The 257-nt window shown below is 33.5% G+C and carries 1 pseudogene; it reads right to left on the bottom strand.

The annotated features are described in order from the left end of the window. A pseudogene (locus BTV98_RS13825) lies at window positions 1–95 on the bottom strand (type 1 glutamine amidotransferase domain-containing protein); the annotation flags it as partial. Window positions 96–257 lie beyond the last annotated feature (162 nt).

The raw sequence follows: 257 nt of genomic DNA, 5'->3' as shown, positions 1-257 counted from the left end.
TAGTAAGGGGCGGCAAATTCTTCTAGCCAAAAGCCGGTTTTTTTGCCTGTATCACCCAATTTATCGTGTGAGGTTAGTACCATTAAAATATTCATAATTGTCCTTATTTATTATTTGTATTGTTTGCTAGGTTTTAATACTAATTTAATACCAAGTTCAGATATGTCGTAGCCAGCTTTGCTAAAGCTATGCAAAGACCATGATAAAGCTATCTTTGCTAAAAACTGGCTGCTAACAGTATTAATGTTTTAAGCATT

Origin of the sequence: Psychrobacter sp. Cmf 22.2, assembly GCF_001921745.1 — a bacterium.
Lineage (GTDB): Bacteria > Pseudomonadota > Gammaproteobacteria > Pseudomonadales > Moraxellaceae > Psychrobacter.
Note: the sequence above shows the minus strand (reverse complement) of the source record. Positions and strands in the feature narration are given on the sequence as shown.